The sequence below is a fragment of the Kitasatospora sp. NPDC036755 genome, from assembly GCF_040636595.1.
GTDB lineage: Bacteria > Actinomycetota > Actinomycetes > Streptomycetales > Streptomycetaceae > Kitasatospora.
Genome location: NZ_JBEZUT010000003.1, coordinates 46373 through 73036, shown reverse-complemented (window position 1 = coordinate 73036; position 26664 = coordinate 46373). Strand labels below are relative to the sequence as shown.

27 protein-coding genes are annotated in these 26664 nt (G+C 72.1%); 9 read left to right on the top strand and 18 right to left on the bottom strand.

The features are described 5' to 3' along the window. Window positions 1-23 precede the first annotated feature (23 nt). From AB0E96_RS01320 to AB0E96_RS01300, 5 genes are read right to left on the bottom strand one after another with little or no spacing between them, the layout of a single operon-like run. Window positions 24-1886 (bottom strand): TniQ family protein, encoded by a 1863-nt coding sequence (locus AB0E96_RS01320; RefSeq protein WP_359817127.1) that lies wholly within the window; start codon window positions 1884-1886, stop codon window positions 24-26. Further along, the gene (locus tag AB0E96_RS01315) at window positions 1883-3751 is read right to left on the bottom strand and encodes a TniQ family protein (RefSeq protein WP_359817126.1); all 1869 of its coding nucleotides are present in this window, start codon (window positions 3749-3751) and stop codon (window positions 1883-1885) included. The genes AB0E96_RS01320 and AB0E96_RS01315 overlap by 4 nt, the downstream gene beginning before the upstream one ends. Beyond that, window positions 3748-4992, bottom strand: coding sequence for an AAA family ATPase (locus tag AB0E96_RS01310; RefSeq protein ID WP_359817125.1), 1245 nt, complete (start codon window positions 4990-4992; stop codon window positions 3748-3750). The genes AB0E96_RS01315 and AB0E96_RS01310 overlap by 4 nt, the downstream gene beginning before the upstream one ends. Continuing rightward, window positions 4989-7220 carry a transposase gene (locus tag AB0E96_RS01305; RefSeq protein ID WP_359817123.1) on the bottom strand — a complete coding sequence of 744 codons (2232 nt, stop codon included), beginning with the start codon at window positions 7218-7220 and terminating at the stop codon, window positions 4989-4991. Before AB0E96_RS01305 ends, AB0E96_RS01310 begins: the two co-directional genes overlap by 4 nt. A 44-nt stretch (window positions 7221-7264) precedes the next feature. Then, entirely contained in the window at window positions 7265-8200 is a 936-nt protein-coding gene (locus AB0E96_RS01300; protein ID WP_359817121.1) for a TnsA-like heteromeric transposase endonuclease subunit, read from the bottom strand. Window positions 8201-8321: 121 nt separating this feature from the next. Between AB0E96_RS01300 and AB0E96_RS01295 the strand changes: the two genes are divergently transcribed. The 4 genes from AB0E96_RS01295 to AB0E96_RS01280 all read left to right on the top strand — a co-directional run bounded on the left by AB0E96_RS01295 (window position 8322) and on the right by AB0E96_RS01280 (window position 9692). Further along, on the top strand, window positions 8322-8570 hold the full coding sequence (locus tag AB0E96_RS01295; protein WP_359817119.1) for a DUF317 domain-containing protein: 249 nt from the start codon (window positions 8322-8324) through the stop codon (window positions 8568-8570). An 83-nt stretch (window positions 8571-8653) separates the two neighbouring features. Next, window positions 8654-8824, top strand: a complete 171-nt coding sequence (locus tag AB0E96_RS01290) for a hypothetical protein (protein WP_189277789.1) — start codon at window positions 8654-8656, stop codon at window positions 8822-8824. 89 nt (window positions 8825-8913) lie between these two features. Further along, window positions 8914-9327, top strand: coding sequence for a hypothetical protein (locus AB0E96_RS01285; RefSeq protein WP_359817117.1), 414 nt, complete (start codon window positions 8914-8916; stop codon window positions 9325-9327). Further along, a complete protein-coding gene (locus AB0E96_RS01280; RefSeq protein WP_359817116.1) occupies window positions 9324-9692 on the top strand; it encodes a hypothetical protein in 369 nt (122 codons plus the stop codon). Before AB0E96_RS01285 ends, AB0E96_RS01280 begins: the two co-directional genes overlap by 4 nt. A 140-nt stretch (window positions 9693-9832) precedes the next feature. On the opposite strand, the gene AB0E96_RS01275 is transcribed toward AB0E96_RS01280, so the two are convergent. From AB0E96_RS01275 to AB0E96_RS01255, 5 genes are all read right to left on the bottom strand, one after another. After that, window positions 9833-10237 (bottom strand): hypothetical protein, encoded by a 405-nt coding sequence (locus AB0E96_RS01275; protein ID WP_359817114.1) that lies wholly within the window; start codon window positions 10235-10237, stop codon window positions 9833-9835. A 140-nt stretch (window positions 10238-10377) separates the two neighbouring features. Continuing rightward, window positions 10378-11373, bottom strand: coding sequence for a hypothetical protein (locus AB0E96_RS01270; protein WP_359817112.1), 996 nt, complete (start codon window positions 11371-11373; stop codon window positions 10378-10380). A gap of 117 nt (window positions 11374-11490) precedes the next feature. Further along, a complete protein-coding gene (locus AB0E96_RS01265; RefSeq protein WP_359817110.1) occupies window positions 11491-12759 on the bottom strand; it encodes an ATP-grasp domain-containing protein in 1269 nt (422 codons plus the stop codon). 56 nt (window positions 12760-12815) lie between these two features. After that, complete coding sequence (locus tag AB0E96_RS01260) at window positions 12816-13943, bottom strand: GNAT family N-acetyltransferase (protein WP_359817108.1); 1128 nt, start codon at window positions 13941-13943, stop codon at window positions 12816-12818. A 32-nt stretch (window positions 13944-13975) separates the two neighbouring features. Beyond that, complete coding sequence (locus tag AB0E96_RS01255; RefSeq protein WP_359817107.1) at window positions 13976-15295, bottom strand: MFS transporter; 1320 nt, start codon at window positions 15293-15295, stop codon at window positions 13976-13978. A 305-nt stretch (window positions 15296-15600) separates the two neighbouring features. Between AB0E96_RS01255 and AB0E96_RS01250 the strand changes: the two genes are divergently transcribed. Further along, complete coding sequence (locus tag AB0E96_RS01250; RefSeq protein ID WP_359817105.1) at window positions 15601-16068, top strand: hypothetical protein; 468 nt, start codon at window positions 15601-15603, stop codon at window positions 16066-16068. A 153-nt stretch (window positions 16069-16221) separates the two neighbouring features. Continuing rightward, window positions 16222-16497, top strand: coding sequence for a hypothetical protein (locus tag AB0E96_RS01245; RefSeq protein WP_359817103.1), 276 nt, complete (start codon window positions 16222-16224; stop codon window positions 16495-16497). A gap of 63 nt (window positions 16498-16560) precedes the next feature. On the opposite strand, the gene AB0E96_RS01240 is transcribed toward AB0E96_RS01245, so the two are convergent. The 8 genes from AB0E96_RS01240 to AB0E96_RS01205 all read right to left on the bottom strand — a co-directional run bounded on the left by AB0E96_RS01240 (window position 16561) and on the right by AB0E96_RS01205 (window position 23702). Next, a complete protein-coding gene (locus tag AB0E96_RS01240; RefSeq protein WP_359817101.1) occupies window positions 16561-18297 on the bottom strand; it encodes a mobilization protein in 1737 nt (578 codons plus the stop codon). Between the two features lie 3 nt (window positions 18298-18300). After that, on the bottom strand, window positions 18301-18576 hold the full coding sequence (locus AB0E96_RS01235) for a hypothetical protein (protein ID WP_359817099.1): 276 nt from the start codon (window positions 18574-18576) through the stop codon (window positions 18301-18303). Between the two features lie 380 nt (window positions 18577-18956). Beyond that, window positions 18957-19181, bottom strand: coding sequence for a hypothetical protein (locus AB0E96_RS01230; RefSeq protein ID WP_359817097.1), 225 nt, complete (start codon window positions 19179-19181; stop codon window positions 18957-18959). Beyond that, window positions 19178-20503: a DUF2637 domain-containing protein gene (locus tag AB0E96_RS01225; protein WP_359817095.1), complete on the bottom strand. Its 1326-nt coding sequence runs from the start codon at window positions 20501-20503 to the stop codon at window positions 19178-19180. Before AB0E96_RS01225 ends, AB0E96_RS01230 begins: the two co-directional genes overlap by 4 nt. Then, a complete protein-coding gene (locus AB0E96_RS01220) occupies window positions 20500-21033 on the bottom strand; it encodes a WhiB family transcriptional regulator (RefSeq protein WP_359817093.1) in 534 nt (177 codons plus the stop codon). Before AB0E96_RS01220 ends, AB0E96_RS01225 begins: the two co-directional genes overlap by 4 nt. A gap of 94 nt (window positions 21034-21127) precedes the next feature. Further along, complete coding sequence (locus AB0E96_RS01215; RefSeq protein WP_359817091.1) at window positions 21128-21802, bottom strand: DUF721 domain-containing protein; 675 nt, start codon at window positions 21800-21802, stop codon at window positions 21128-21130. Continuing rightward, window positions 21802-23136 (bottom strand): helix-turn-helix domain-containing protein, encoded by a 1335-nt coding sequence (locus tag AB0E96_RS01210; protein ID WP_359817090.1) that lies wholly within the window; start codon window positions 23134-23136, stop codon window positions 21802-21804. Before AB0E96_RS01210 ends, AB0E96_RS01215 begins: the two co-directional genes overlap by 1 nt. A gap of 233 nt (window positions 23137-23369) precedes the next feature. Further along, complete coding sequence (locus AB0E96_RS01205) at window positions 23370-23702, bottom strand: hypothetical protein (protein WP_359817088.1); 333 nt, start codon at window positions 23700-23702, stop codon at window positions 23370-23372. A gap of 368 nt (window positions 23703-24070) precedes the next feature. Here AB0E96_RS01205 and AB0E96_RS01200 point away from each other — a divergent pair, with 368 nt between their 5' ends. The 3 genes from AB0E96_RS01200 to AB0E96_RS01190 all read left to right on the top strand — a co-directional run bounded on the left by AB0E96_RS01200 (window position 24071) and on the right by AB0E96_RS01190 (window position 26663). After that, window positions 24071-24496 carry a helix-turn-helix transcriptional regulator gene (locus AB0E96_RS01200; RefSeq protein ID WP_359817087.1) on the top strand — a complete coding sequence of 142 codons (426 nt, stop codon included), beginning with the start codon at window positions 24071-24073 and terminating at the stop codon, window positions 24494-24496. 403 nt (window positions 24497-24899) lie between these two features. Then, window positions 24900-25397, top strand: a complete 498-nt coding sequence (locus AB0E96_RS01195; protein ID WP_359817085.1) for an ImmA/IrrE family metallo-endopeptidase — start codon at window positions 24900-24902, stop codon at window positions 25395-25397. Window positions 25398-25415: 18 nt separating this feature from the next. Continuing rightward, window positions 25416-26663 carry an MAB_1171c family putative transporter gene (locus AB0E96_RS01190; RefSeq protein ID WP_359817084.1) on the top strand — a complete coding sequence of 416 codons (1248 nt, stop codon included), beginning with the start codon at window positions 25416-25418 and terminating at the stop codon, window positions 26661-26663. Window position 26664: the final 1 nt, after the last annotated feature.

Genomic DNA, 26664 nt, shown 5'->3' with positions numbered 1-26664 from the left:
GCGGCCGTAGTCCGACGGGGCGTTCACTGCGTCGGCTGCTCGGGCCGGTGTCCGTGGTCCAGGAGCTGGGCGAGGCGGTCCGCGTAAGCGGTGATGCGCCGGCGCAGGAGGAGGCGGCCAGCCTTCTGGTTGACGGGGGTGTAGGTCTGGGCGATGTTGTCGACGAGCCGGCTGGAGTCCGCCCCGGCCTCGCGCAGGCCGGCCAGCACGGGGCTGTGGGTGTACTCGGCCTGGGTGATGTCGGTCCACACCAGGACGGTGGCGGTCAGCCGTCCCTCCTCGCCGGCCATCCTGGGGAAGCGGGGGCTCAGGTCGCCGAAGAGTGCGGCCCATTGTTCGGCGGGCAGCTGCCAGTGGGTGAGGGCTGTGCGGCGCCGGGTGTAGTCGACGCGGGCCTGGTCGTCGTCGAGGCGGCAGGCGATCTGGTCCACGCGGTGCTCGAAGTCCCGCCACAGGGTGGGGCCCATCTGCGGGCGGAGCTTGTTCATCGTGCTGGCGGCCTTGGCGACGGGGATGCCGAGAAGGCGGGCGCACTGGGAGTAGGAGCCGCCGGCCGCCATCTCGGCGAGTTTGAGGCTGACGGCTCGTCGCAGGTGCCGGGGTGTGTAGCTGGTGGGGTTGTTCAGGCGGTCGGCGAAGTCGGCGAAGTGCTGGTCGTACCAGGGCTGGGGGAGGTACGGCGGGACGTGCTGGGGCCCGAAGCGGCAGTCGCGGGAGGCGACTCGCACGCTGCCGTTCTCGGTGCGGCCGGCGGCGTGGAAGCCGTGCCGGTGGCGCACGAGCGCGCGGGCCAGACGCGGTGAGATGGTCTTGCGCCGCAGCGCGGTGTAGGCGCTCGCGTCGCGCCGGAAGGCGGCCTGGGCCAGGGGCTGGAGCCGCTCGCGCACATCACCCGGGTCGTGCTCGTCGCCGAGAAGGTGTTCGGCGGCCAGCAGGAGGGCGCCGCAGGTGGCGCTGTCCTGGGGTGCGGTCCACCGGTCCGGGGCCTGGGCGCCGGCGCGGATGGTCTGGACGTGGTCGTCGATGAGGTCCAGCATCCACGGCTCCAGGGTGAGGCCGTCGGCGGGGGCGGGCCAGCTGAGTGCGATCAGCTGGCTGGTGGCGGCGAGGTCCGGGAAGTACGCCCCGCCGGGCGCTGGGCCGGCGTGGTGCAGCCGGGCCTGGAGCCGCTGCTGGAGGCCGATCAGCCTCCCGACGCCGCCGGTGGCAGGTGGCGGGTGTGCCCCGGGTGGTGGCTGGTCGAGGCGGGCGCCGCAGACGGGCCCGCAGGCGCCAAGGCGGCTGCTGCCCGGCACGGCGGCGTCGCCGCGGCAGGCCAGCGGGTGGATGCCCGGTGTGCCGGGCCGGTGGAGCAGGGCTGCCCGGCGGTGGTGGATCGGGTTGGACGATCCGCCGCAGTGCGGGCACTCGTGGGCGAGCAGGCGCTGGTGGGCGGGGCAGGCGAAGACGACGGGCAGGTGCCAGCTGGCCTTCCACGCACCGCCGAGCAGGTCCTGGATGGGGCTGCCGTCGCCGGCCAGGCAGGCCGGGCAGTAGCGCGGTGCGAGGGTGAAGGCCCAGGTGCGGGCGAAGAACGCGGTGGCGAGGCGGCTGTGGGCGGGTACGGCCTTCAGCGCGGGATAGGTGTCTTCGAAGCGTCGAAGTCCCAGGTCCGCGACCTCGCGTGGGGTGAGGCGGGTGGCGGCGGCGAACGCCGTGGCCGTGACCGGTGCCAGGCCCAGGAGGTGGTCGGTGCTCAGGCGGCCGTTGCGGATCGGGCCGAGGCCGGCCAGTTCGGCGGTGCGGGCCGGGGTGCGGCGGATCCGGAAGGAGAGCCGCAGCAGGAAGCCGGCCATCGACTCCTCGGGCAGCGGGGCCAGGCTGCGGGCCAGCGGACGGCCCGTCACCTGGTCCGTCCTGTGGCGAATTCGGCCGCGGGCCGGGCGTCGCACCGGGCGGCGAGCTCGTCGGCGTAGGGGGCCAGGCGCGCCAAAAGGCGGGCTTTGTCGCCCCTGCGCACCCCCAGGAGGCGGACCGTCTCGCGCACCAGATCGGCCCCGCCGTCCAGCTGCGGCCCCGTGCCGCCGGCACGGACCAGAGGACTGAACAGGTATTCACCCTCGGTGACGCGGGCCCAGACCAGGACCGAGGCCGGCAGCCGCATCGCGCGGGCGGTGGGCAGGCCGGCGGCCAGGACGTCCCAGTCCTCCTCGGGGATGGCCCACGCGCTGAGCGCCGCGCGGCGCCGGGCGTAGTCGATCCGCCGGTCGTGCCGGTCGAGTTCGCCGGCGATCGCCTCCACCGCGGCCAGGAACTGTCCCCAGTGCGCGTCCGGGGTTCGTGCCCGCAGCTGCTTGAAACCGGAGACGGCGTGGCCGGGCGGGATGGCGAGCAGGCGTGCCCCGTCGTCCCGGGTGCCGCCCAGGGTCATCTCGGCGAGTTTCAGCGCGGCGGCCCGGCGCACGAGGCGGCTGTTGCTGCGGCTGGCGGCCGTGAGGTGCGCGCTGAAGCCGGCGAGGTGGCGCTCGTACCAGTCGGTGGGCAGGAGCTGGGGGACGTGCCGGGGGGCGAAGAGGCAGGGGCGGGAGGCCACCCGCAGGACGCCGGAGGTGCCGGCACCGGCGGTGGCGTGGAAGCCGAACTGCTGGCGCGACAGGGCGAGGGCCAGCGGCGTGGACAGCCGGCGGCGGATGATCCCCGCGTAGCGGAGCCGGTCGGTGTCGAACGCCGTGCGGGCGAGGGCCTGCATCGCCTCGCGCAGGGTGGCCGCGTCCGGCTCGGCCAGGAGGTGCTCGCTCATCGCGAGCAGGGCCGCCGTTGCGGCGGCCGGTGCCGGGGGGCCGATGACCTCGCGGCCGTTGTGCCCGTGGGGGAGGTCGGCGGTGCGTCGGCGTACGTCCTGGATGTGCGTGTCGAGTGTGTCCGCCAGTGCGGTGGGCAGCGGTGCGAGGTCGGCGGCGATGGGCCAGGTGATCTTGATGAGCTGGCTGACGGCCACCAGGTCCGGGAAGAACAGCGAACCGGTGCCCGTGTCCGCGGCGAGGTGGTGGTCGAGGCGTTCCTGGAGCCCGAGCACGGTGGTCAGCTGGGCCGGGGCGAGCGACCGCACGGCGGGATCGGGCGTGGTGAGGTCGGTGCCGCACAGCGGGCGGGGCCTGCTCGACTGCGCGTTAGGGGCGAGGTTGCGGCACTGGGTGGGGTGCAGGCCGGCGCCGTGCAGGTGGAGGATGGCGCTGGCGCGCCCGTCGTAGGAGAGGTTGGCGGGCCGCCGGCAGTGCGGGCACAGGTGTTCCAGCAGTCGGCGGTGGCGGTTGCAGGCGAAGACGACGGGCAGGTGCCAGCTGGCCTTCCACGCACCGCCGAGCAGGTCCTGGATGGGGCTGCCGTCTCCGGCCAGGCAGGCCGGGCAGAAGCGGCTGGCGGTGGTGAACGCCCACACGTTGAAGCCCACCCGGCCGTCGGTGCGGGTGCCGGCCTGGGCCATCGGCGGGTAGGCGGCGGCGTACTGGCGCAGTCCCAGGGCGGAGACTTCGCGTGGGCTCAGGCGGGTGGCGGCGGCGAACGCCGCCGCCCGCTCGGGCCCGAGGTCGACCAGCAGGTGCGCGGGCAGGCGGACCATGCGCCCCGAACGGTAGGGGGCGAGGCCGGTCAGCACGCCGATGCGCCCGGGTGGCCGGCGAAGGCGGTGGGCCAGCCGCAGGACGTAGCCGGCCAGGGATTCCTGCGGCAGGGGCGCGAGGCTGCGGGCGAGCGGGGCCGGGGCGGTGGTCAACTCACCGCCCCGCTGGGGCCGGCGTCGTCGAAGACCGTGTTGCGCCCTCGCGCCGCCTTCCTCCTGGCCGGGGCGGGGATGTGGGGCTGCTCGCCGGAGGCGGCGTCCAGGTCGGGCAGGTCGGTGGGGGTGACCGTGAAGGCGTCGAGCAGGTCGATGGTCAGCCGCTCGCTGCCATCGCGGATCGCGCGGCGGCAGCCGGTCTGGATGAGCTTCTCCAGCAGCCCCACCACCCCGCCGGTGCGGCGGAACAGGTACTCGGGCATGCCACCGGTGGTGAGCATGCCCTCGGTGTCGGTCAGCAGCCGCAGATGCTGCTCAAGGCCCGCCAGGTGCGCGGTCCACGCGGCGATCCGCGCGGGCGTGTCGTAGCCGAACGCGTCGAGGTCGATCAGGTCGAAGCGCCGTTCGTGCTGGGTGGCGGCCTGGTCGTTGGGGCTCTTGCCGCGGTCCGGGACCGGCTTGAAGATCCACTGGCCGGTCCTGGCGTCCCGGCGCCCGTCGCGCAGCAGCGCGGAGTTCGGGATGCCGACGCCCACCAGGATCAGGGTGACGGGCATGCTCATCATCTCCCGGATCAGGTCCAGGACGTCCTGGTCCGCTTCCCGGTGCAGCTTCAACCTCGTGATGTCGTCGATCACCAGCGCCTTGGAACCATGCGCGAAGATCGCGTCCTTCACGGTGCGGACGAGGTCCTCCAGGCGCATGCCCTTGTGGTCCTCGCCGAAGAAGTCGAGGATCCGCTGGCAGGTGGAGATCGGCGTCGCCCGGACCGGACAGCGCACGTACGCCACCGGGGCGTGCAGGTCCCGGGTGCCCTCGATCGCTTCCGGGTTGACCTGCCCGTGCAGCTGGAGCCACTCGTCCTCGAACGCGGCGAGCGCCTCGCACACCGTCTCGGTCTTGCCCTGGGCGCCGCCGCCGTTGACCATCACGCCGGTGCGTGTGCCCCACTTGTGGCTGAACGCGCCGTCCTCGATGCGGGTCTTGACCAGGTCGGCCACGGCCTCGCTCATCGGGGTGGCCTGCACCGGCAGACTGCTGTGGGTGGCCAGGCGGTGCAGGTCGTGGATCCGGGCCTGCCTGGGGCTCAGCCGCGCGTACTGCGCCGCGGTCAGCCGCGGCGCCGGCACGAACGCGTCCCGGCTCGCCCGCCACCGCTCCCAGCCCTGCCAGTGCGTGCGGTCCAGCGGCGGGCCCGGCAGGAACACCGGCACCGTTCCCTCCTCGCTCCCGCTCACCGGGTCTCCTCCGCAACCGTGGTGTCGTCCTCGTCGGGCAGGGCGAGCAGGCTCACCGCCCGCAGCCGCTCCCCCAGCCTGGGCGGCGGCACCGGCCGGGCAGGTACCGCCTGCTCCCTCCGGCGCCGGCGCTCGGCGTCCACCGCGCACTGGCCGGTCTCGGCCCGCTCCCGCCAGGCGAGCGGCGTCACCGTCGCGCCGCCCGCTCCGGCGGCCTCCTCGGCGGGCGGCGCCGCCTGCGGTGCCGGTACCGGGCGGTCGGCCGCGGCGGCGGCCACCTGGGCGACCTCCCGCGCGTGTTCCACCTTCTGGCCCGGGCTCAGCCGGGCCGGCCACTGCTCCACCGGCACGCTCGCGCCGATGAGCTCCAGCAGCACCGGCAGCAGCTCGGCGTCCGACTTCGGCGCCATCCCGCGACGGCGGACCTCCCGCAGCACCTCCCGCACCCGGGCGTCCCCGAACGCCGGCACCCGGCCCTCCTCGGGCAGACCGGTCCAGCGCAGGGTGTGCCAGTCGTGAGTGCGCGGGTCCTGGAAGAACACGAAGCACGGGTCACGCGGATCGCGGTGGAAGACGTACCGGTTGCGGGCCACCCCGCCCCGCCCGGAGGCGGCGAAGCGGTAGTCGTCCAGGGCGGCGCCGTCGTACCAGAGGTTCTTGATCTTCACGCCGCGCTTGCCGTGGATCATCACGCGATGGGTCGGCAGCAGCTGGTAGTACAGCTCGGCCGGCGGGATCTGCAGCGCGAACCCGCCCTGCACCATCGAGGCGGCGAACAGGCTGTTCGGACTGTGGTCCCCGGCCGGATCCCAGCTCGGGGCATATGCGCCGAATCGGCGGTTCTGCCACACCTTGACGATCCAGGTGGCGATCATGTGTTCCATCTCGGCGACCGTCAGCACCGCGTCGCCCTCCGGGTCCACGCCCCGGTCGGCCACATCCACGCCCTGGTAGCCGGGCAGGATACGGAACAGCAGTGACTGGATCGCGCCGAAGGCCCGCTCCACCGCCTGCTTGTCGGTCGGGCGAAGGACCCGGCTCGGGCGTATGTTCGCCCCGATCACGCGCTGCACCTCGGTGACATGGTGGTTCTTGTAGACGGAGCCGTGGTCGGTGGTGACGGTCTCCGGGGCGAAGAACGGCAGACCGGCGACCCCGTGCCCGGCGAACTCGGCGACCAGCGTGGCCGGCACCCCCGGGTAGGCCCACTCCATGTCCTCGCCCCAGTCCGGGCGCATCGGCAGCGGCATCATCACGTCCCGCAGCACCATCGCCACGTCGACCGCCGTGTCGGAGACCAGCGTGAGGCGGAACGCCACGATCGAGTGGGTGTAGACGTCCAGGGCCAGGGTCAGGTGAACGGACACCGCCTCGCCGAACACGTCCTCGCGGACCTTCACCGGCAGGATCGTGGTGTCCAGCGCGACGACCTGCCCGGGCCGGTGCACCACGACGTGCCGCCCGGTCGCGTTCTCCTGCACCCGGGCCGCCGAGCGGCTGTAGCGCTGGCGCGCGCCCGTGGAGCCGAACCACTCCCGCCACACCACTCGCAGGGTCTCGTAACTCGGCACCGGCTCCTGGGCCCCGTGGGTCTCCCGGACGTACTGGTGGACGAGGCGTTCGCGGTCCTTGGCGGTCAGCTTCGAGCGGTGCAGCGTCTCCGCGCGGACCGCGAAGAGCGCCTCGCGCACCGCGGGAGAGATACGCCTCCCCGTCGCCTCCCGCAGCCACCGGTCGTCCGCCACACCCACCGCGCCGAACCGGATCCGGCCGCGGTCCCAGCGGATCAGCGTGCGGTAGCTCACCCTGTCCAGCGCGAGCGCCCGGGCCCCGTCTGGATCCGCCGCGGCGGCCTGCCGCAGCTCCAGCGCCTTGTGCTGCCGGCGCTGGGTCAGCGTGGTGGTGTCCGGGTCGTAGCCGGGACGCGGCTCGCCAGCCGCCGGCCGCAGCGCATCGCCGCTGCGGTAGCCGGTCTCCACCTCCAGCAGGTGTTCCATCCGCAGCGCGACCAGCGCCCGCCGCTGCGGCGGCAGGTCCGCGAGCGCCTTCGGCTGCCGGCCGCGGCTGGCCGCCGGCAGGTCCGCCCGGGTGCGCGTGGAGGGGCGGCAGCGCGGATGGTGCATCAACTCCCGCAGCGAGGTGGTCCAGGGCTCGGCGCCCTCCCGAACCAGCGTCACCCGCCCCAGCTGCGGCTGGACCACATCCACGGTCCACTCGCACCCGTTCACGATCAGCTCGATGCCAGGCGCGAGATCCCAGCAGGCCGCCGGCGTCAAGCTGCCGCCCCCGTCCCTGCGTCACCAGGAGCGAGACGGACCGGGCTCGCGTCGGTGAGCGGCGCCGACACGTCGATACCCAGACGCCGGTGCCACATCAAGTGCACAGCGTGCGCGCGGGCGACGGCCGGCACGCTGCACCGCCCGACCAGGTCGCCGAAGTTCAGCGGCCCGCCCGCGACGGCGCCGAGCAACTCGCCCTGCAGCCCGAGCGGGTCACTCAGCCGACGCCGCCCGGCAGACAGGGCGTCCACCAGCTCCGGCACGTTCTCCCGCCAGCCGGACACCACGCTGTAGCGCCACCCGGCAGCAAGCGCCGCCTCGGCCGCCGCCGCGAACCTCAGCGCGTCCTCGGGGCGGATCCGGCCACCCGGCCGCACGTCCACCAGCCACGGCCCCGTCCCGGTCAGCAGCAGGAAGTCCGGAGTGTGCTCCCGCGAACCGGCCGCCGAATCGAACCGCAGCCGAAACGGCTGGGACAGCGCCTCCGCCAGGTCCGCGGCGAAGTCCGCCACCAGGAGCAGGCTCTCCTCCTCAAAGCTCTCGAAGCCGTGGTGGCGGCCGGTGGACACCAGGTACTCCAGGCCCGGCCGGTGCCACTGCCCGGTCCGCCAGGTGAACCGCCGCACCGGCCGGCTCCGGACGATCTCCGCTTCAGCCTCGGCCAAATCCCGGACCGCGTACACCACCGGCGTCCGCCCGAAGCGCCACGTCGTCGTCCACCGGCGCGTCCACCCCGACTCCAGCGCCAGCTCACCGGCAGACCCGCGAAAGCCCGCGTCCAGGTGCGCAAGGTCCTCCAGCCCTTGCGCATCCGACCACCGGACAGTCGCCGCCGCCGCCCGCCCACCACGTAACGCCATGACCGCCCGCTCCTTCGCCGCCCCACGATCAACGAGCAACCTACGACGAAGATCCAGCTCTAGGTGCATGTTCCCGACAATCAGGCGACACCAGCGCCGAGGCTGTCAGCACCGCCCTGTACGAATATGCCAACTAGATTCTGCCGATCATGCGTTTAGATGCCGCTCGGAACTGGCACAACACCAGCTCATGGCGCTGATCGAGTGCCATCTATCAGCAGTGGTCGCATCGCCGTGCACCCAGGTCTACGTCGGCTACCAGCCGGACAATCGACACGTCGACACCTGGATCATCGCGCTGCACGGCACCGCCCGGCAGCCCGGCTGGCGGGCCACCTTCAACCGGCACACTCCCGCCGAGCTGGTGATCGACCTTCTCACCTCCATGGTCGACCGCTCCGTCCCCCGCCCGGCCACCACCTCCTCGTCGCCCTCCTGAAAGGACGCGCCATCCCTCGTACTCTCCGCCTGCCTGCCCGTCGTCGCCTCGCCCTCGCTGAGTACCTGATCAGCGCCGCCGCCGTGGGCCTGGCCCTCGACGCGCTGCTGCTCAGCGAGCACGCCGCCGTCCGCGTGGGGCTGCTTCTGATGACCCTCCAGTTGGTCGTCGCGCGGGCCCTGCTTGTCCGTGTCCCGGCCGTCGTCGAGCCCTCTGAGCGCCGGATTCCCCGGCAGCGCTGCCCGCACTGCTGACCATCGCCTCCTCGCACGCCGCCGCGCCCCGGCCCGGCGGCCCAGTCATCGACGCACCCCGCGTCGAGCACCGCGACCACGGAGGCCCGTTGGAACCCGAGACCCTCGACCTGCGCGGTGACCGTGTCGGCAACATCGCCCGCGCGTTCGGCACCGCCTACGGTCCCGCGAACAGTGCGGGTGAGCGGACCCGCTACCACGTGCTGGCCTACCTCGCCCCCTCCGACCGTTACCTGCTGGCCGTCGGCGGCATCGACGGCGGACACGGGCGGCCCCATCCCCGCGAGGGCTACTGCGGGTGGAGCGATCCCGGCCAGCTCGCCGAACTCGTCGTCGCCCACCCGATGCGCGCCGACGGTGGTGGTCGAACCTTCTGCCACCACCACGTTGTCCCCGGCAAATCCGAGCGCCCGTGCGGGATCTGCCGAATCCGCCCTCCCCGTACCGACTGCGACTTCTTCTCCCAGTCCCGCTACGCTCCCCTGCCCCAGGAGGTTCCGTGACCACCAACCCGAACATCTCCCGCCGCGGCCTGCGCGACGTGGCGGTGGTGTTCATCGCTCTCACCGCCCTGTCCGGTGCCGTCGCCGTCGTGGCGGGCCTGCGCCACGACGGCGCATGGGCCGCCGTTGAGCTCGCCGCGTGCGGGGTGTCCGCACTCGCGCTGCACCGCGTGAGCAGATGGCTCGATGCCGACGCCGACCGCGCTGTGCTCGCCGCACTGGCCTCCGGTGCGGCCACACCTGACGATCTTGCCGCCGGCCTCGGCCTGCGGGTCGCCGTCGTCCGGCTCAGCCTTGCCCGGCTGCTGAGCTCCGGCCAGGTCGAGAGGGACGGGCACGGCTTCGCCCGCCGCCACGATCAGTAGGTGCGGCGCCCCGCTGGGGCAACGGTGAAGGGGCGGCACCGCGATTTCTCGCGGTGCCGCCCCTTCGTGTCGTTTCGCGGAGTCCACCCGGGCCGGGTCAGGGACCGTCCGAGCGCCGGTGGCGGCTGCGGCCCGCCGGTTCAGTTGAGGTACATCCCCGCCCAGGAGCCGTCGTAGCCGGTCGAGGCCATGGCCGTCTCGAAGTCATCCCACGCGGCGGTGGGCGTCGAGTAGTGCTGCTCGAAGTACTCGACCGTCAGGTCATCCTCGAGCCACTCGTGGCCGCAGCGGCAGCGGACGAAGACATGCCGGCGGATGCTGAGGAGCAGCCAGTCGCGGCCGGCCTTGCACTCCTCGCACGTGATCACGATGCCGCGGGAGTTCAGCTCGTCGTGGTGCGGGACCGCCCGGATCACGGGCTTGTCCTGCGAGAGGGTGGGGAAGTCGGGGATCGAGAACTCGATGCGGTCGAGCGGCGGGAGATCAGCCGGCTCGGTCGGGTCGTTGGGGCCATGGCCGTTGTGAGGTCTCGGCGAATCCGACAAGTGCAGCCCTTTCGTAGAGATGCCGGATTAAACCATGTGTTGGCCGAATTTATTCCCGATACTGCCGATCGTTACCTGACCGTGATGTCTCCTGCTCCGCTGCGCGGAGTCCGCCGGTTCTGCGCGGCGAGCACCCGATGTCACCTACGGGGTGCTCGGGGTGGGGCGGGCAGCGCGTGTTCAGCGCGCAGGACCTGCACGACGAGGGCGGAGGCCGCCATGGGGATTCGGGGTGAGCGCGCTTCCGCAGCGGCGGTGCGGCTGGCCGGCGCGGTGGAGACGGCGGCGCCGCGCAGGAGAACAGCGAGGACAGGTCCGGCGTTGAGCCAGGTGTCGATCGTCGACCACAACTCCGCGTTGCGTTCCTCCACCGCGGCGGTGTGGCCGGGCTCGATCGGTGCCCCGTCCGGCCGGCTGTGGCACTGCAGGGTGGGCTTCCACTGGTCGAGGGTCCGGTTGGCGTCCTCGAAGGCGCTGGCCAGGGTGCGCAGGTAGTAGCCGGCGCGGTCGGATTCCCGCCCGGGCGGCAGGAGCCGGTGGGCGGCGCGGCCGTCTTGGAGGAGGGCGTCGGCGTGGGGCAGGACCCGCTGCAGGTGGGCGAGCGCGGTGGCGTCGCGGCGGACTTTGCCGTCGTCGTAGAGCTGCTCGTCCAGCGGCCAGCCTTCTTCGTCGCAGAGACCGTCGGAGATCGAGTCCCAGTGGTCGAGGGCCTGTTGGGCTCCGCGGAGGGCTTCTTCGAGGACGGCCAGCCGGTGGCGGGCCTGGAGTCGGTCGTGGAGGGGCAGCAGGGTGTGCTCGATGTCGGCTGCTGCGGTCGCCGGGTCGGCGGGGACGGAGAGTTCGAGCTGTTCTCCATCGACCGCGTGCTGGGTGTAGGAGTTGCCGTCGGTCATCGCGGTCGAGCGGATCGTGTAGCTGTGTCCGGTGTTGTGCTGTTCCTCGACCACGAGGAGTCCGATCGGCCGGTCGGGGCTGGTGAGGACGGAGGCGTTGCGGAAGTCGGCGAACCGGATGGGGCCGAGGGCGAGCATCGAGAGGATGTCGGCCATGTCCGCATCGAGGTGTTGGTGGTGCTCGGCCGTCCAGGCGCCGGGCAGGCGGGCGGCGAGGGCGGTGGCGTAGGAGGGGAGGTCCACGTTCCTGTTCTCGGTGGTCGGCTTGGGTGTGGGGGTGTCGGCGGCGCAGGCGAGCGGATACGGTCGCGGGGCTGGCCCGGCGCGAGCAGTGCGCCGGGCCCGCCGCCGTTCAGGTGGTCAGCCCTCGGTCGGGGCAGGGGCGACCGCGATGTCGAGCAGGCCCTCGGCGTGGGCGAGGTGCTCGTGGACCTGGGCGGCGTCGGCGCCGGTGACCACCAGGTGGCCCAGGCGCGCGGTGCCGAGGTCGCCGGCCGGGGGCAGGAGGACCTGCCAGCCCGGCTCGCACTCCCACACCAGGCGCTCCAGCCAGGCGGGGTTGCCCAGTTCGGGACGGGGGCGGGCGGTGCGGACGGTGCCGGAGGTGGCCGGGTAGAGGAAGCGGACGCCGGCGGCGGCCGAGCGGCTGGGGGTGAGGTCGGGTTCGCGGCCGAGGGCGATGTCGGCCGCCGCGGCGGCGAGGTCGATGCCGGTGGCGAGCCGGACCAGGTGCCCGATGAGGTCTCCGCCGATGCGGCCGTTGACCTCGATCAAGCGGGGGCCGTCGGCGGTCAGGCGCATCTCGACGTGGGAGACGCCGGAGTTCATGCCGAGGGCGTCCAGGGCCGCCTCGGCGACCGGGCCGACCCGAGCGAGCAGCGGATCGCCGGCGGACACGACGTGGCCGATCTCCTCGAAGTGGGGCTCGGGCCCGAGCTCCTTGCGGGTGACGGCGACCGCGGTGGTGATGCCGTGCACCGTGACGCACTCCACCGAGATCTCGGGGCCGGCCAGGTACTCCTCGACGAGGATGCCGCTGCCCTCCTCGCCCTGGTCCTCGGCCCGGCCGCTGGCGTAGGCGAACGAGCCGGGCAGGTCGTCGGGGTTCTCCACCTTGATCACGCCGATGCTGCCCGCGTGCGCGCTCGGCTTCAGGACCACGGGGTATCCGATGCGGCGGGCCGCACGGGCTGCGGTCACCAGGGAGGTGACCCGGATCGACTGGGCGGATGGCACACCCTCCGACGCCCACACTGCCCGCGAGGCGGACTTGTTGCGGCAGGCCGCGGCGGTGGCCGAGGACTGGCCGGGCACGCCGAGGTCGGCGGCGAGCTGCGCGGCCGGCACCAGCGCGTACTCGTCCCACGTCAGCACACCCTTGACGGTGTGCCGCTCGGCGAGGCGGGCGACCACCCAGCGCAGCTGCTCCAGGTCGCCCAGGTGGGCCACCTCGTGGTCGCGGACGTAGTCCAGCTGCCAGGTCGGGTCGGTGGCGTTCACCAGGACCAGCGGGCTGCGGCTGGCGGCGGAGGCGAGGCAGTACGACCTGTACGCCCGGTCTCCCGAGCCCAGCACCAGGAGCACTCCCTCGTCGTGGATGTCGTTCGTCGGGGTGTCGGTGGGGGTCATGCTGGTCCTTCCGGTTCGTGGCGGCGAGGCGGGCTGGTCGGCGGGCACGGCGGTGTTCACCAGCGGGCCGCCGTCGGCAGGTGCGGGGCGGCCTGGTCGCCCAGGCGCTCGGACAGGCGCCGCAGCGCGCGTTCGGTGGCGGGCTGGTGGCCGATCAGGTGGACGACGGTGCGCAGGATGCGCGGTCGGTGGCCGAGGCGGGCCTTCGCGAGGTGGTTGGCGCGGCCGGCGTCGATGAGGATCGCGCCCTGGTCGATGGCCCAGCGGGCGGACTCGCACATCAGCCAGGTGTAGGCGAGCGGGGCGAGCGGGTGGTCGTAGTCGAGGCCGGACGCCCAGAGGTAGAGGCAGCCGTCGTACAGCCAGCCGTAGATCCCGCCGACGAGGCGGCCGTCGTGGCGGGCGGCGAGCAGGACGGTGCCGGGTACGGCGAGCAGCTGCTCGAACATGTCGCTGCCGTAGAGCCGGGTGCCGTGGCGGTCGGCGGTGCCGGCGGCCAGCGGGGCGAAGGCGGGGACCGTGTCGAGGATTCCGCGGCTGGTGGTGAGCGGGTCGAGGACGAGGCCGGCTTCGGTGCCGCGGCGCCAGCGGCGGCGGATGTCGCGGCGCTGGCGGGAGGGCATGCCCTGCCACCACTGGTCGAGGGTCGGTCCGAGGGTGCGGGTCCAGGCGACGTCGGTGGCCAGGTCCAGGGCCTGGCTTGCACCGGCGGCGCGGGCGGCGGCGGTCAGCCGATCGGTCTGGTCCTGGTCCAGGCCGGGGTGGACGAGGGCGCTGGCGCCGAGCCGGGCGGCGAGGTCGAGGCCGGCCCGGGTGGTGGCGGTGGCCATCGCGGCGGTCGCGGTGCCGGCCCCGCTGTACTCGGCGTGCGGGCTCCCGGCGTAGAGGACTCGGCCGGGCCACACCGGGGGGAGGCCGGCGTCGGTCTCCTGGCTCGTCCAGTACGGGGAGCCGTCCGCGGTGGTGAGGAAGAAGGAGACGGTCTCGGCGTTCCCGGTGGCAGGGTCGGCCAGGTGGAGGTGGTGGTGTTCCAGGATCCGCTCGGTGGTCAGCGTCGACCAGGCGCTCGCCCAGGCCCGGGTGCGGGAGGGGTGCGGTGCCCGCCGGGTGTCGGCCGGGGCGTCGTCGGGATCTTCGTACCAGCGGGCGGTGACCTGGGGTACGTCGGTGCGGGGCAGGGTCATGCGGTGGCGGTCTCCGAGGGGTTGGGGGCGGGTCAGGCTGCTTCGGCTCGGTCGGCCTCGTCCTGGGCGGCGGGCTCGGCGGCCGGGTGTTCGTAGGTGTGGCGGTGCTGGTGGAGGCCGATTAGGCAGAAGGCGGTGGCGACGGTGACGGCGACGGCACCGGCGAACAGAAGGGCGCGCACCCCGCCGGCGGGGACGACGGCGACCAGCAGGCCGGCCAGCGGGAGCGGGGCCAGGACGAGCAGGACGCAGACCGCCAAGGTCGCGCCGAAGCGCCGGGCGGGGATCAGGCGGGCGCGGGCGGTGCGCAGGGCGACCGTCGCGGCGCCCTCGGCGGCCATCAGGGTGGCGACCGCCGCGGTGTAGGTGGCGAGGGTCGGCGCGACGGCGGCACCGGCGGCGGCTGCGCAGGTGACGACGGAAGAGGTGAGGATCACGGGGAACAGGCCGTACCGGTCGATGGCCGGCTTCGCGGCGAGGACGGCCAGCAGGGAGGCACACGCCGCGACGCTCCACACCAGGCCGGTGGCGGCGGTGCTGTGGTGCAGGTCCCGGGTCACGGTGATCGGGGTGGACACCTGCAGGAGGCCGGACAGCAGGTTGGCGGCGGCAAGCGTGGCGACCAGCCAGGCGAGGGCCGGCGTGCCGAGCACGCCGTTCAGACCGCCGGCCAGGGCGTCGCGGGCCCGCTCACGGCGCTGCTCGGTGACCAGCCGAAGGCGCACGCGTGGGGTACGCATCACCAGCGCCATGGTGATGGTGACGGCGGACAGGATGGCCACGGTGGCCAACAGGAGTGCCGGACCGGCGAGCAGCAGCGCGCCGCCGATCAGCGGGCCCAGCAGGGCGGCACTCTGGTCGATCGCGGTGAATCGCGACTGCACCCGGTGCGCCTGGGCACCGGCTCGCCGGCTGGCTTCCGACCCGAGCGACTCGACCGCGAGGAAGCTGCCCTCGGCCAGCATGCCGGCCACCACGCCGAACAGAAGGACGACGGACACGCCAACTCCCAGGCTCATCCCCACCAGGGTGAGCAGGGCAGCCCCGGCGCGCGCCAGGCTGGTCGTCAGGACCGCGGTCTGCGGGCTGTGCCGGTCCACCAGCGGGCCGCCGAGGACGATCGCGGCGAGCCTGGGCAGCCACTCCAGCAGGAACGCCGCCCCGGTCCACATCACCGAGTGGGTGAGGGTGAGGACCAACAGCGGCACGGCATAGGTGATCACGGAACCCGCGAGGGCATCGGTGCCGCGCAATACGTAGCAGCGCAGCAGCCAGTCCCGGTCGCCCTGCGGTGCCCGGCGCTGGGCACGCTCGGCGCGGTCGCCGGGCTCCGGGTACGGGAAGACGGACATGCTGCTCCTGCTGGCGGTCGGCGGCTGGGTGGCGCGCCCGCCGACGGAGCATCGATCGCGTCCGTCGGCGGGCGGACAGCCAGACTCCGGGCTCGGCGGCCCGACGTATCGCGCCGATCTTGTGGTAGCGCGCGCCCGTCACCACCCCAGACGACCTGAGTCGACTTCCTGCTGCACAGGCTGTCGTCAGGCAGCACTACTTCCCCGCCCAGGCGTGAAGGGGGCCGGCACTTCGGTGCCGGCCCCCTTCACGCATTTCTGGGGCCGTGCGACAAGCGCCCGGCCCACCACGGACGGAGGACTTGATGGAGCACCACAACCTCGCGGAAGCGTTCGGAGCGGTCGCGGCCGTGCTCGGGGTCGGCCACGTGCTGGCCGACTACGTGTTGGGCCAGTCCGACTGGCAGGCCGCGCACAAGGGTGCCCCGAGCCGGGAGGAGGTCGCCGCCGGGGTCAGCCCCCGCCGTGGTTGGGGAGCCTGTCTGGCGCACTGCGTGAGCTATCACCTCGTGATGGCCGGCCTGTACGGCGCGCTCCGGCTCGTCGTACCGCTCCCCGTCACCGCGCTCGGCACGACAACCGCGGTGGCCTGGTCGTTCGCCACACACGCAATCTTGGACCGGCGCTGGCCCGTCCGGTGGATCCTTCGCCGCCTCGGCTCCGCCGGGTTCGCGGAACTGTGCTCCGGCGGACTCAACGGAGTGCACCTGGCCGACCAGGCCCTCCACCGGACTGCCTTGATCATCTCGGCCGTCCTGCTCGTACGGCTGTAGCCGAACCCGGCTCCAGTGCCACGGCCAGCTGGCCACCGCCGACCCGCCGTGGCCCGGGAGGGGCAGCACCGCGCGGGGCTGCCCTCCTTCCCTACCCGCCTTTCCGCGACAACCACGCCGACCACGTCGTCGGCAGAACTCTGGAGGTAGACCTTGACGATCGACGGTGCCGACATGGACCAGCCCGACGACTACGAGCTGCTGGCGACGGGGGTCTGGATGGACGGGGAGGTGGTCCCGGCAGTGGTCCGGATCCAGCGGCCCCTCCTGCCCAGGCCGCTTCCCCCGCTCCCCGACCTGGGCAGGTGTGCCGGGACGCGGGACTGCATCAACGGCGAGTGCTACTGCGCCGAGCCGATGCTCGCCGACTTCATGTTCCCCGACGGTGACGGCCCGGACAGCTACGGCTGGACCGGCTGGGACGAGTAGCCAGGGGCTGCCCCGGGGCCGCTCCCTCGCGTAGGTCTGCGGAGGGAACGGCCCCGGGCGGGTTCACCGTCGGCTGTTGCGGGCCTGACGTCCGGGGGCGGGCGCCGGAGCCCCCGGACCTGCGGCCTTGGTCCGGATGCCGGTCGTCTCAGTCTTGGCCGAGGGCGCGGCCGACAGCTTCGCGATCCGGCGGACGCGCCAGACCATGACGGCGGTGACGGAGTCCGCGGTGCCGAGTTCGCGGCGGTTCCGGGCCTCCTCCAGGAGCGCGGCCGGGTCGTAGCCGGCAGCCTCCGCCTCGGCCAAGGTGGCGGCCAGCGCGTCCCAGTCGCTTCCGCCGTGCTCGCCGGCACCCGCGTCGGGCAGCTTCGCCCGGATCGCCGCGTCCTGGCGCTCGCGCACCGACGAAGGCAGCGAGCGGCCACGGGCTGCCATGGCCGCCATCGGGCGGGCGGCCACCGTGGCGTACGCCGCCCGCAGCTGCTCGGCCGCCGCGCTGGCGGCGGCGGCCTGCTGGGCGTGCGAGCGCGCGGAGTGCCACCGGGCGGAGGCGATGGCCAGCAGGATCAGGGCCGACAACAGCATGGCGGTCACACCGCCGTCCTCGCCCCGGTTCCCGGTGTAGCCGCTGCTGAGCATCTCGCGGGCAGCTGCTCGCACCGCCCGGTTGTCGGCTCGCTCGGCACGCACGTGGGAGCGCGATGCCCGCTCGAATGCCCTTGCCGCAGAGATGAGTTGGGCCCTGGTGTCGGCGGGTGCTCGCACCGCGACCACGTCGATGATCTCGATCGCGCCGACGAGCTGCGCTGCTGCTTCCTCTTCGCTCCCTTCTTCGATGGTGCGAGTGGCGTCGTCCACGGCCGCTGCGGCTGCGCGCCGGGCCTGCGCCGCGCGGGAGCCGGGCGTGCGCTTCGCCCCCTCGGCTGATCCTCCCCGCTCGGCGCCGCGGTGGTCGACCAGCGGGGAGGCACCCAGCCGCTTTCGGATCCGCGGCAGGGAGAGGTCCGGGGCCAGTTTCGACCCGGAGTAGAGGACCGGATCACCTGCGGCGTTGCGGTCGTCGGGATCGGCGACGGAGTAGCCGAGCACGTCGCCGGACGGGCCGAGCTTGCGGTTCACCAGCAGGCCGGCGGACACCAACCGGTCGAAGAACTCCGCCTCGTCGGCGGCGCCCGCGACGGCCTGGCGGACCTTGTCGCGCAGCTGAAGGCGCACGGGCTCCGGGCGGCCGAGTCGCTCCGTCTTGTACAGCTCGGCGCTGGTCGGGCGCTCTGCGGCAGTGCCGTCGCCTTCCTTGAGTTGCCGCAGCCCCCATTCTTTTTCGATCTTGCGGCACTCGGCCTGGACCCGGTAGGCGTCACCGCGCAAGCGTGGCCGCTTCAGGTCGCCGCGGACGGTGGTGGCCATGATGTGGATGTGGTCGTCCGCGTGGCGCACCGCGATCCAGCGGCATCCGTCCGGGTCGCCCTCGGGCGCGATGCCGGCGACGTCCACCAGGCGGCGGGCAACCTGGGCCCATTCCTCGTCGCTGAGGTGGCGGTCGCCCGGAGCGGTGCGGACCGGGCAGTGCCACACGAACTTCTTCGGACGGCGGGCTCCCAGTTGGTTGACCCGCATCATCAGCACGCTGGAGAGCTGCATCAGGTTCGCGGCCGGATCGCGGCCGGGATCGGGGGCGTACCCGTCCCAGGAAGCGACCAGGTGCGCGTCCTCGTGCTCTTCCCGCTTGCCGGGCCCGTACAAGTAGGCCAGCAACCCGTACGTGTTGGAGCCGAGTTCCTTGCCGACATCGGGTACCACCGCTCACCCGCCGACGAGCGCGGCAGCGGTGCGGTCTACGGTGCCCACCGCCTGGCGTACGGCGGCCAGGATCCCTTCGAGTTCACCTGGGCGCGGGTGGCCGCCGGCGTTGAGTTGGAAGGCGACCTGGTTCAGGTTGTTGCCGACGCGGGCCAGGTGCGCGCGGGCGGAGGCGAGTTCGTCGACCGTGCGGTCGAGCTGCTCTTGCGGGTCGTTGCCGGGGCTGACGGATCGGGCGGCGTTGAGGGCGCTGACGGCGAGGAAGCGGCCGACGGCCACGGCACGGCGGGCAGCGGCGGCGGCGATCTCGGCTTCTTCTTCGGCGTTGAGGCGGACGGTCAGCTTGCGGGCTCGGCTGTGCGGGTCGCGGTGACGTCGGCGAGCAGCACGCTCAGGGAAGGTGGGCTCGCTCGGCGCTGTGGCGTGCGGTGCGGTCGTGATCTTCTCCTCATCTGTTCCTTCTGGCGCCCCCGGTGCCAGAGACCTGAGGACGAGTCGAGCGCCCCCGCTCGACTCGTCCTCAGGTCGCCCCGCCCCCCTTTGGGGCGGGGTAAGCGCCTAGGGCGGGCGTAAGCCCGGCATAGGCACTAGCTTGCTGCGCCGTAGGGGCCAAGCGGTCAGGCACCGAACTGCGATACGCGGCAAGAACTTTGGCCAGATCAGACGGCGGCTCCCTCCAGTTCGAGCTTGGCGTCGAGGAGCACTCCGAGCCCGTAGTCCATGACCTCGATCGGGCCTTCGAGGACGACCTTGGGCCCGTGTGCGGTGCGGCGAACGAGCCAGCTTCCGTCGTTGGCGGCGGTGGCGGTGCGGACGAGGCGCTGTTCCAGGAGGAGGCGCATCAGAGCGTCGGGGGTGGTCTTCGGTGTGGTGGTGCTGGTCATGAACGTTTCCTCGGGAGCGAGTTGGGCGTGGGGCGGGATTGGTGTGCGACGGAGTTGGATGGGCGCGCGGAGCTGGGTGGGGAGGTCGGAGGAGGTTGGGCATCGGTGTCCTCGATCATCCGGAGCAACTTGCCCATGCGCTCGTTGCTGATGGAGTAGCCCTCGTCGCGGAGTCCAGCGGCCACAACCTCCCGGTTGGTCCGGCCGGCCCGAGCGGCGGCCTTTCGGGCAACAGGCACCAGCACCTCCAACTTCACCCGGGCCCGTCCGGTCGTCGGAACCGGACCGGACGAGCCCGACGCGGGAACCGGACCGGACGGACCCGGCACGGGAACCGGACCGGACGAGCCCGACGCGGGAACCGGACCGGACCGACCCGGCACGGGAACCGGACCGGACGAGCCCGACGCGGGAACCGGACCGGACGAGCCCGACGCGGGAACCGGACCGGACCGACCCGACGCGGGAACCGGACCGGACCGACCCGGCACGGGAACCGGACCGGACCGACCCGACGCGGGAACCGGACCGGACGGACCCGACGCGGGAACCGGACCGGACCGACCCGGCACGGGAACCGGACCGGACGAGCCCGACGCGGGAACCGGACCGGACCGACCCGACGCGGGAACCGGACCGGACCGACCCGACGCGGGAACCGGACCGGACGAGCCCGACGCGGGAACCGGACCGGACGGACCGCTGACCTGCCGAAGGCGTGTTTGGTCCGCAAGAGCCTGCGCGTGGTGGAGTTCCGGAGCATCGGACCGGGTGCGGCGGAGGCGGGTACGCCACCAGGACCGAATCTTTCCCGGCTCGTCGGTCCGCTCCGCCTGGACCGACAACATCTCGCTGTCGTCCTCCGGGGCCGCCAACTCGCTGTCGGGCACGGTAGGAGCGTGCCGCGAGATCATGATGTAGAGGTGGGTGGCGCCGGCCAGCCCCAGTGGGGCGAGCGTGCTCAGTACCCCGACTGCGGCGCTCTGCAGGTGGAACGCGCCGTGCGAGGGCCGCTGCTGGTTGAGGGTGATGGCGTGGAGCGCGTTCGCCCAGATGGAGACGCTGGTCGCTCCCGAGAAGAGGCTCCAGGTGTAGAGGCGAGCCGTCCATTTCGCCTCGCGGAGCAGGACGAGGGCGCGCACGCCATAGGCGATGAAGCCGTCCACGACCAGCGGGAAGGCGTAGGTCAGTGGCTCGCGGACCTGAATGGCCTCGGCCGTCTGCTGCAAGGCGTCGTAGGAGAGGCCGAAGCCGGCCGCACCGAGCAGTCCGATTCCGGCGACGTCCCAGCCGGACATCTGTCGCGTGCGCGGCTCACTCACGCCGCCACCGCCGTGGCCGTCGGCGTGAAGGCGGCGGCGATGCGCTGTTCGCGCCGCAACAGGAAAGGCTGCTTCTCGAGCTGGGCGCGGGCCTCGCGCACTCGGGTGAGTGCACGCTTGCGACCGACGCCGAGCACCGGGGCCCAGATCCGCAGGTCGAGGTCGAGGATGGCGGCGACCACGCAGACGCTGTGCTTCTCCTGCCGGGAGAGGTGGACCGGGCGGCCGTTGAGGGCGGCGACGACGCGGTCTTCCTCCCAGCGGCCGACGGTGCTGAGGCGGTGCAGCACGATCCGCTCGCTCTCGACGAGGCCGCCGCGGATCCCGTACCGGTCGTTGGTCTCCAGCGCTTCGGTGAGGCACTCGTCGCTGACGGGGCAGTTGCCGCACAAGGCCTTGGCGGCCCGGGTCTCTTCGGCCTGGTCGGGCAGGGGGTAGAAGGAGTCAGGGACGCCGGTGCCGGCGCAGGCGGCGTGCTGGACCCAGGTGTTGTCGCGGCGGCGGGAGGCGATCGAGGTGATGGTGGACACGGGGTGGGTTCTCCGGGTGGGTCCGCGGGCAGGGCGCGGAGGTTCGAGGGGCGGGCCAGCGCAACCGGGGGCGGTCGCGCCGGCCTGTCGGTGGCTAGCGCGGGCGGGGGCCGGACAGACGGGGTGCCGTCTCCGGACTTCTGGCCAGCGTTCTGATCCGCCGGTCGACCGCCGTGCTCGTCCTAGAGTCCGCAGGTGCGCTCGGGCGGCTGGCCTGCAGCTGGGCCAGAGCCCGCAGGTAGCCGGTCGAGGCGTCCTCGCGGGTCTTGATCTTGGCGGCCTGGGCAGTCGCTACGTGGTACCCAGCAGACCGGCGCGGTTCCTCGGCTTGCCGGGTGCCGTACGCGCGCAGCACGCGAATGCTGCGCAGGATCGTTTCTCCGCGTGCTTGGTTGATCTTCGCGACGAGTACCGGGGCGAGGGTCCGCACGTGGGTCGCGTAGGCGGGGGATTCGGCGCTGACTTCGAGCTGGCCGTTCTGGTGGTCGAAGCTGACGGCGGTGACGTGGGCGGCGAGGTCACCGACGGCTGCGGGCCAGAGGTCGAGCAGTTCGCCGCCGGCCAGCGGTTCCTGCCAGGCGTGCTGGGTCACCAGGTCGGACAGGGCCGTTCCCAGGCCCACGGGGTCGAGTCCGCCGCGCCGGGGGCCGGCAGCGCGCCTGGTGGTCGGGGTCTTGGTCGCGCCGGTGGGGCGCTTGCTCGCGTCGGCGCGGGCCCGGCGCAGGGCGAGGCGGGCGAGGTCGATGCCGGCGTTCTCGTTGTGGCTCATCAGGCGATTCCTGCTCTCAGGTGGCTGCTGGTGGTGCGGAGGCGCAGGACGCGCTCGACGAGGTCGCGCCCGTAGATCTGCTCGGCCTGACCCCGACCCGCCAGGGTCAGGGCGGAGGTGACGAGTTCGGGTCTTCCGGTGAGGTACTGGCGCCACGCGGTGGTACAGGCCTCGCGGTGCTCGTCGCTGGTCGGCTGCTCGTCGAGGGCCACCAGCGGCTGGCGGCGGGTTGCTCTCGCCCAGGCGTCCCGGAACAGACGCTGGACCGCGGTGCTGCGCGGGGTCTGCCAGGTGCCCTGCCATTCGGCGTGGCGCTCCTTGGCCGCCTGCGGGCTGTCGCGCCACCAGGCGACGATCGCGCCGCGCTTGGCCGGGGTGTCGTAGAGCAGCTCCGCTCCGGCGAGGCGGGCGGTCAGGAAGCCGACCGGGCGGTGGACGCGGCGAGCGGGCGCCCGCTGGGCCAGGACGGCGATGACCTCGTGTGCGGTCCACCCGGCGTCCGCGAGGTGGCGAACGGCCCAGGCGACCCGGGCAACCGGGGTGCCGCTGAGCCACGGGACCTGCCGCACGAGTTCGAGGGCCAGCTGGTGGCGCCGGCCGACCGCGTTCAGCTTCCGGCGGGTCCGCTTCCCCGGTCGATCCTGCTGGTCTTTCCCGTTCCCGAGGTCGCCCTCAGAGGGATTGTTGGTAGGTGCTGCAGGAGAAGACGTAACAGAACCTGCCCCCATTGGGGTGCAACGGGATGACTTCGCAGTGGAGTTGATGCCGGCCTTCCTGGCGCTTCGACGCTTGGTGCGGCGCACGGTTCGCGCGGCCTTCTTGCCGAGCTGGGCGAGGGCGAGGCGGCTCTCGTCGGAGACGACGCCGACGACGGTGCGGATGAAGGCCCGGGACGTGGTGGTCCGCAGCCCGATGGTCTCGTCGAACTTCGCGGGGATGGTGCGGACGAACTCGCTTGCCCTGGCCGCGGCCTGGCGTATGCGGGTGCCCTTGACGGTGTAGGTGAGCAGGCCGGATTCCCGGAGGATGGACAGGTGGTACTGCACGGTGCGCTCGGACAGCTGGAGCATCCGGACGAGGTAGTCGACGCCCGGTCTGCACGGGGTGAGCTGGGCGAGCAGCTCAGCGGTGCGGATCGTGGTGTTGCCGAAGCGGGGACCGTGGGTGCGGATCGGGCGGTGGGCCTGGCTGTCGCGCACCCAGTGGACGGCTTGCAGCCATGTGTACGGGTCAGGCGCGATGCGTCCGGAGGTGGTTGATATCCACTGGGAGGGGTTGGGCACGAGCAGGCTCTGCGCTTCGGTGGCGCAGGCAAGGGAAAGGCGGCTGGGCACGGAGGTCCTGGGGATTCACTGGGCGCGGCGGCCAGCGCCCCGAGGTCAGTTCAGGGCGCGGCGCCTGCAGCTACGGATGGCAATGCGCGGTGGCGTCACGCGCGGGGCCGTCGCCCGCTCACGGGCTAGGGAGATGGAACTCGCCGCTCAGGGCAGGGGGAACCACTGGTGTCCGCCAGGTCCGATCGACCTGCGGGACCGGGAGTGATCGTGCTGCCGAGAGGTGTCCTCGGTCAGGCTGCCGCGAAGGCAGGCTCACCGGCAGCCACGGCGACCAGTCGGCCGGTGCCGAGGTCCAGCTCGTGGGCGAGCTGCGGGTCAAGGCCGGGTACGCGCTGGACGATCCAGCTGGCGGCAGCCTGCCGGTACGCGAGGGGCTGGGGCACGTGCTGCCCCTGAGCATCAAAGGTGCTGGCCGTACGGAAACCGCCGTCTCCCCGGTCAAGCCGCACGATGGCGGCGCCCGGGGCGAGTAGGCCGCTGAGAACCTCGATGAACGCGGGCGAGACGGTTTCGATCTCATCGGGCCGCGGAAACGCTTCAGCTGTACGCGGGCGGGAGAGCATGGAAGACTCCTGGGCTGAGGAAGTCCGGCAGCGTTGTGAGATGCGGAGGCCGGCCTTCGGACGTGATCGACGTCCTCGCGGTACGCGGGGCCCGGGAGCGCTAACTCCCGGGCCCCTCGCAAGGACGGCCGAGGAGGCCCATCCAGCCAACCCTTACGACTGGTCAGCGAGAATCACCCCAACCCCATGGCGAGTGCGCACTAAGGCCCCCACCAGGAGTTTGGCACTTTAGTGCCCCCTTCGACGCGATCAACGTACACCAAAGTGCCCACCTGAAGGCACTAGATCGCCCTTTGGGATGTGCATCGGCGCACCAGGAGGCACTAAAGTGCCCACTTGGGACGATCTAACACGCGGGAGGTGCTGCGATGGCCCAGCAGGCAGACAAGGACCAGGGCGGGCTGCCTCAGATCGCCGCGCGACTGAACTATCTCTTCGAGCACCGCCACCCGCGAACCCGCGGCCCATACTCGGTTGCCGAGGTCGCCGCCGGCACCGACGTCGGCGAGAGCACCATCAAGCAACTCCGCAGGGGAACTAAGGCGAATCCGACGATCAACACCCTCAGATCCCTCAGCAGCTTCTTCGATGTCCCCCCGACCTACTGGGTCAGCGACGAGGACCCCGAGGGGATGTTCGCCCAGCGGGACCTCGCCACGGCCATGCGGGACGCCGGAATCCAGTCGATCGCACTGCGCAGCCAAGGCCTCAGCGCGAAGAACATGGGGCGCATCCTGGACATGCTCGACATGGCCCGGGAATCCGAAGGCCTGCCACCAATCCCCCCCGCCTGAGAGCCCTCGACACGCCGGGTAATTTATTTTTGAACTTCATCTATGCGCATAGATTAATCAGGTGGCAAAACATACCCCCCCCCGGGCGCCGCAAATCCCTGATTGAGATGCAGGTCACGCTCGACCCGCCACACCCTGGGATACTTTTACTTTCGGTGATGAACGAACTGCCGCGCCGACTCGGGCACCCCAAAACAGCCCAGGCGGTCGGTTTGCGACGAATACGCTGCGTAGTCACCAGTAAGCCAACCCTAACCACCCCCAGCGCCATTTGATCATGGTCGTCAAGATCAAATGGGAAATGATCTTCAACTCTCTGCCTACGATCATCCAGCTACTACGGCAGAGGGACTTCCCCGCGCCGTGCCGCCAGTGGATTCCTTGATCTTTTCTGGGAGGGATCATGCATGCCAGTTCACTGCGGGATGCCTGCGAAGAACGCCTCGGACGCCTGTCCCTACCTCACCGGTTCGGCGAGGCACAGCTGATTGACGCGGTCGCCGCAGCAGTCGGTCGGAAGATCGTCTGCGAGGCCATCGACATGAGGAGCGCTTTCGCCTGCGGACTGCGGAAGAGGTACTCGGACCGCGAGGTCATCTATTACGAGAAGAATGCTTCACCGCTACACCAACGGCAGATCATCGCCCACGAACTCGCCCATATCCTCTGCGACCACAAGGGCGATGTCGACCTCAATGACGTCATGTCGGACGACGAACTGGCTGACCTGATGGACTGGAGCGTCCTCGGGGTTTCCGCCCGCACCTCGTATGAGACAGAGGAGGAAATCGAGGCCGAGACGACGGCCACCCTGATCCTCCAACTCATGTACCGCGGGGCAGTACTACCCGCTTCCCGCCCCCGCGAAGCGGACGAGCGCTGGGACGCGCTCTTCGCCTGACTTGCAAGGACTCACCTAATGATCAGCGCCATCTTCGGTGGCATGCCCATCCTGCTGCTCACCGCATCGCTTTACTGGGCATTCAAACCACGTCCGGGCAAGCGTCCCCCCGGCACCTTGAGCCTGTCTGCTCTTCTCGCCTGCTTCTCCGTCGCCTTCAGCGCGTACCAACCCGCAGTCCGGGTCCTGGCAGACTCCGCAGTGGCACTGGACTTCCCCCGGCTCGTGAGCAACTCCGCGACCCTGTCAGCGGCAGCCAGTGTCTCCGCGCTCCTCATCTACCTCAACTACTCCGCTGCCGACGCTCGTCGCCGAGTTCGCCAGCGGGTGCGGCTCCTGGCCCTGGCCGTCGCGATCATGGCTGTAGCCTTCGCCATCACCCCTTCCAGCATGGTGTGGAGCGCCGTCGAGCAGCGGGGCGGGCTCAGAACGCTGCCCACGTCCCTGCACGTCTACTCCGTGGCGTACATCGCCTACCTCGGATACGCGGTCTACGACTGCCTCACCCAGACCTGGACCCGTTCCAAGGCATCGACCCGCACCAGTCAGCGGATCGGCCTGCGCATGACGGCCCTGGGGTGCCTCTTCGCCCTGGTCTACGCGGCCTACAAAACCATCAACACCATCGCGGCCCTGTTCGGTTGGAACGCGGTTGCCGGCGGCGCCCGGTGCACAAGCCTGGTCACGCCGGCCGACTGCGCCTTCAGCGTCACGGCACCGGCCGTCAGCGTCCTGCTCATCACGATCGGCCTGACCCTCCCGGCCGTCCTGTGGCCGGTGGCCCAGTTCCTTCGTCACCGCTGGGAGCGGAAGACCGCCGCCGACCTACTGCCGCTTTGGCGCGACCTGACCGAGGTCTCCCCCAGTGTCGTCCTGACGGCGATCGGCGGGTCTGCCGAGTCCGACCTCGTCCTGCACCGCAGGGTTGTCGAGGTCTGCGACGGCATCCTCGACCTGGACGTCCACCGGTCCCGAACGATCGAGCGCCTGGCTGCCGAGGCCGTCGAGCGGCGCGGGCAAAGCGGCACCGAAACCGGCGCCGCCATCGTCGAGGCCGCGATCCTCGCTGCGGCGATCGAGGCGGCCCGAACCGGCGCCTTGCCTCAGGACGACCCGGCTCCGCAGGCGACCGGCGAGTTCGCCCGCGCGGGAGACCTTCGTGCTGAGGCTCTGTGGCTACGCTCGGTCTCCCAGCAGTACGCCACCTCCGACATCGTCCGCACCGCCGTCGCCGCCCAGCAGCACACGGCCCTTGAAGCGGCATAGG